General features: G+C 77.0%; 3 protein-coding genes. 2 read left to right on the top strand and 1 reads right to left on the bottom strand.

Translation table 11 applies throughout. From position 1 onward, the window contains the following. The coding region (locus tag ABZY91_RS41470; protein WP_355409367.1) for an FHA domain-containing protein at positions 1–706 on the bottom strand (706 nt) is incomplete at its 3' end. Positions 707–1,120: 414 nt separating this feature from the next. On the opposite strand from ABZY91_RS41470, the gene ABZY91_RS41465 reads away from it, so the two are divergent. Then, on the top strand, positions 1,121–3,058 hold the full coding sequence (locus ABZY91_RS41465) for a protein kinase (protein ID WP_355409365.1): 1,938 nt from the start codon (positions 1,121–1,123) through the stop codon (positions 3,056–3,058). A 275-nt stretch (positions 3,059–3,333) separates the two neighbouring features. Then, positions 3,334–4,373, top strand: a 1,040-nt coding sequence (locus ABZY91_RS41460) for a serine/threonine-protein kinase (RefSeq protein ID WP_355409363.1), incomplete at its 3' end; no start/stop codon positions are given.

Raw genomic sequence — 4,373 nt, 5'->3', positions numbered from 1 at the left:
GGCGCCCAGCCCGTCCCACCCTCGGCGCCGTCCACCGTGACGGCGTCGGCCCCCGCCCCGGCCGCCACCCGGGCCGCCTCGGCGACATCCCGGCCTCCGGGCCGGTGACCCGGAGGGTGGACTCGCCGATCCGGAGCAGTCCGGTGCCGTCGAGCGGGACGGCCTCCTCGGGCGGGCCGGGCGGCACGATCCGGCCGTCCACGGTGGTGCCGTTGGTCGAGCCGAGGTCGCGGACGGTCACCGTGCCGTCGTCGGCGAGGTGCAGGGAGAGGTGGAGCCGGGAGACGTCCGGGTCGTCGATCGGGACGTCGGCCTCGCCCGAACGGCCGACCCGGATCTCCCGGCCGTGCAGGCGGTGCACGCCGCCGGCGTCGGGGCCGCCGACCACCCGGAGCTCGGCGGCGGCCGGGCCGTCGTCGGGGTCGTCGGCGGTCGGGTCGGGTTCGTTGAGGCTGAGGACGGCGCCGTCCAGCAGCGGGGGGTGGCCGAGCAGCGTGTGCTCGTCCACCCGGTGCGCCCCGGCGTACAGGTGCACGTGGGTGGCGGCCCGCGGGCCGCGCACGCCCACGGCGCCCGCGAGCGCGCCCGCGAGGGATCCGAGCGCGGTGCCGACGGGCGCGGTGACCAGCACGTCGACGTAGGGGATGGCGGAGCCGGCGACTGCCGGTCCGCTGCGCGGTCGGAGGACGGTCAGCCGGATCTGCATCTCGCCCGCGGTCCCTTCTGCTGGTGTGACGCCTGGTGCCGCTGCCCCGGCCCGCCGCGAGTGACGTCGGCGTGGCCGGCACCGCATGGGCCACAAGAGTGGCGACTGTCATCCTGCCATCCGTCACGGACAGTCCGCGCACGGTACCGGATCTGACGATCTTGCGATCATCGCCATGGTGGAGGCGACGGAGGGTCAGGTCAACCGCCGCCCTGCCCGCGGCCGGGGCGAACGCGGCCGGAGGCCTCCGGGTCGTCCCCTAGGGGATGTCCCCCAACCCGGGCGAACCCCCTCGCCGGTCGCCTCAAAAACATGAACGGACACCGTTAGAGTGGCCGGAAACACGGGCCCGGCAGGCTCACCGCACCTGCGGGGGAGTGCCCCGCGCGGGCGGCACGGCGAGGAGTGCGACAGGTGCGGCCAGTCGGCAGCAAGTATGTGCTTGAGGAGACCCTCGGGCGGGGCGCCACCGGCACCGTCTGGCGCGGACGGGTCCGCGCCGACGTCGCCGTGCCCGGCAGCGAGCCGGGGCAGTCGGTCGCGATCAAGGTGCTGCGCGAGGAGCTCGCCGCCGACCCCGACGTCGTGATGCGCTTCCTGCGCGAGCGCTCGGTCCTGGTCCGGCTCACCCACCCGAACATCGTCAAGGTCCGCGACCTGGTCGTCGAGGGCGAGCTGCTCGCCCTGGTGATGGACCTGATCGACGGCCCCGACCTGGCCCGCTACCTGCGCGGCAACGGCCCGTTCAGCCCGATCGCCGGGGCCCTGCTGATGGCCCAGGTCGCCGACGCGCTGGCCGTCAGCCACGCCGACGGCATCGTCCACCGCGACCTCAAGCCGGCCAACGTCCTGCTCGCGACCGCCGTCGTGGACGGCACCGAGCAGATGCACCCGATGCTGACCGACTTCGGCATCGCCCGGCTCGCCGACTCCCCGGGCATCACCCGCAGCCACGAGTTCGTCGGCACCCCGGCCTACGTCGCCCCGGAGTCCGCGGAGGGCCGCCCGCAGACCTCCGCGGTGGACGTCTACGGCGCCGGGATCATGCTGTACGAGCTGGTCACCGGCCGCCAGCCGTTCCAGGGCGACAACCCGCTGGCCGTGCTCCAGGCCCACCTCGCCCAGGAGCCGCAGCGTCCGTCCACGATGCCCGAGCCGCTCTGGACGGTGATCGAGCGCTGCCTGCGCAAGGACCCGGCGCAGCGGCCGAGTGCCGTGACGCTGGCCCGCGCGCTGCGCGTGGTCGCGGCCGGGGTGGGCGTGCACGCCTCCCCGGCGGCGGTGGACGCGGCGCTGGCCGTCGGTGCCCTGCTCCAGCCGGACCGGCAGCCCGCCCCGGTGCCGGGCGCCCCGATGGGGGTGCCGGGCGGACCGTTCGGCACGCCCGGTGCCGAGGACCGCACCCAGGTGCTCCCGGCAGGCCAGCCGGGCCAGCCCGGTCAGTTCGGCCAGCCCGGCCAGCCCGGCCAGCCCGGCCAGGAGTACGACCCGGCGGCCGCGACGCGGGTGATGGGCACCCAGCCGCCCCCGTACGACCCGGCCGCCGCGACCCGGATGATGCCGCCCGTGCCGCCGCCCCCGCCCGGCCCGCCGCAGCCCGAGGCGCCGCACCCGTGGCAGACCCAGCTGCGCGCGGCCCGCGACCGCAACCAGCAGACCGAGGTCAGCTACTTCGCCCCCGAGGACTTCGACGCCCCGCCGGTCGCCCCGGCGCCGTACCAGGCCGGCGGGCGCCCGCCCGGCCCGCCGCAGGGCCACCAGGCGCCGCAGCAGGCCCCGCAGCAGCAGCCGGGCGGCTACCGGCAGGCCCCGCCGCCGGGCTACGCCCAGCGTCCGCCGGTCGCGCCGCCGCCCTACCAGGCACCTCCGGCGGGTCGTCCGCAGCCGCCCGGCGGCTACAACCGGCCGCCGCAGCACAACCAGGCCCCGCAGGGCGGCCGGCCGCCGCACGGACAGCCGCCCCAGCCGTACGGGCAGCAGGCCCCGGCCGGTCCGCAGGGCGGTCACCGTCCGGCGCCGCAGCAGTCCGCCCCGCCGGCGCCCCCGCGCCGGGCGGAGCCGCCCGCCCCCCAGCGCCGTGAGCCTCCGCAGCGCCGGGCCGAGCCGCCGCAGGAGCCGTCCCGCCGGGAGGCGGCGCCCGCCCGCGAGCGGCGTCCGCGCAGCCGCAACCGGATGTACATCCCGGGCCTCGGCTGCCTGAAGGGCTGTCTGATGGTGCTGCTGGTCCTGGCGGTGGCCGCGGTGGCGCTGTGGAACTTCACCCCGCTGCCGGAGTACTGGGACAGCGTGCAGGGCTGGTTCTCCGACGCGAGCGACTGGGTGAGCCACCTGTTCGGCAACGCGAAGAACTGACGGCCGGTCCGGGGAGGCCGGCCCGGGGCGGGGCCCGCGGGGCCGACGGCGGGGCCGCCGGCCACCGGCCCCGTCGGGGTCGGTGCCGCGGGCCCGACCGGCAACGGGATTGACGCTATGTCGATAATTCACAAGATTTCTAGGCCCCCAGTACCCGCCGAGCACCGTCAGGCGGCCCCCGGAGGGCGCCCGGACGCGTAGGTTGGTCGCTGTTGTCCCGCCCCACCGAGCGCCCCGCACCCTCCCGGGACGCTCCCGCCGCCCACGGAGCAGCATTGGCACGCAAGATCGGCAGCCGCTACACCGTCCACCAGGTGATCGGCCGGGGCTCGGCCGGGACGGTCTGGCTCGGTGAGGGCCCGGACGGCCCGGTCGCGGTCAAGCTGCTCCGCGAGGACCTCGCGGCCGACCAGGTGCTGGTCGGCCGTTTCGTGCAGGAACGCGCGGCGCTCACCAGCCTCGACCACCCCCGGGTGGTCGGCGTGCGCGACATGGTGGTCGACGGCAGCGACCTCGCGCTCGTCATGGAGCTGGTCCAGGGCACCGACCTGCGGTCCCGGCTGGAACGGGACGGCGCGCTCGCCCCGCAGACCGCCGTCTCGGTCATCGCGGACGTCGCCGACGGCCTGGCCGCCGCCCACGCGGCCGGCATCGTGCACCGCGACGTCAAGCCGGAGAACGTCCTGCTCGACCTCTCCGCAGCCCCCGGGCCCGGTGGCGCCCCGCGCGCCAAGCTGACCGACTTCGGCGTCGCCCGGCTGGTCGACGCCCCGCGCCGGACCCGTGCCACCCGGATCATCGGCACCCCCGACTACCTCGCCCCCGAGATCATCGAGGGCCTGGAACCGCGCGCGGCCGTCGACATCTACGCCCTCGCCACCGTGCTGTACGAGCTGCTGGCGGGCTTCACCCCGTTCGGCGGCGGCCACACCGGCGCGGTGCTGCGCCGGCACGTCACCGAGCAGGTGCCGCCGATCCCGGGCCTGCCCGACGGCCTCTGGCGGATCATCGCCGAGTGCCTGGCCAAGGCCCCCGCCTCCCGGCTGCGCGCGGCCGAGCTGGCCACCCGGCTGCGCGAGCAACTGCCCGCGATGGCCGGGCTGCCGGTGCTGGCCGTCCCGCAGCAGGGCCGCCCGGCGGCCGAGGAGCAGCTCACCCCGGGCGAGGCGGTGTACGCCGAGGTGGACGCCGGACCGGGCACCCACAAGCGGCGGCGCGGCCCGGATGTCCGAGCCCGCCCCGCTGCCCGCCGCCACGACGCCCGTGACCTCCCGCGTCGTGTACGCCGCCGCCCACGTCGTCGCCGACCCGCTCG

The organism is Kitasatospora sp. NPDC002965 (assembly GCF_040611255.1).
GTDB lineage: Bacteria > Actinomycetota > Actinomycetes > Streptomycetales > Streptomycetaceae > Kitasatospora.
This window is presented reverse-complemented; position numbering and strand designations above follow the sequence as displayed.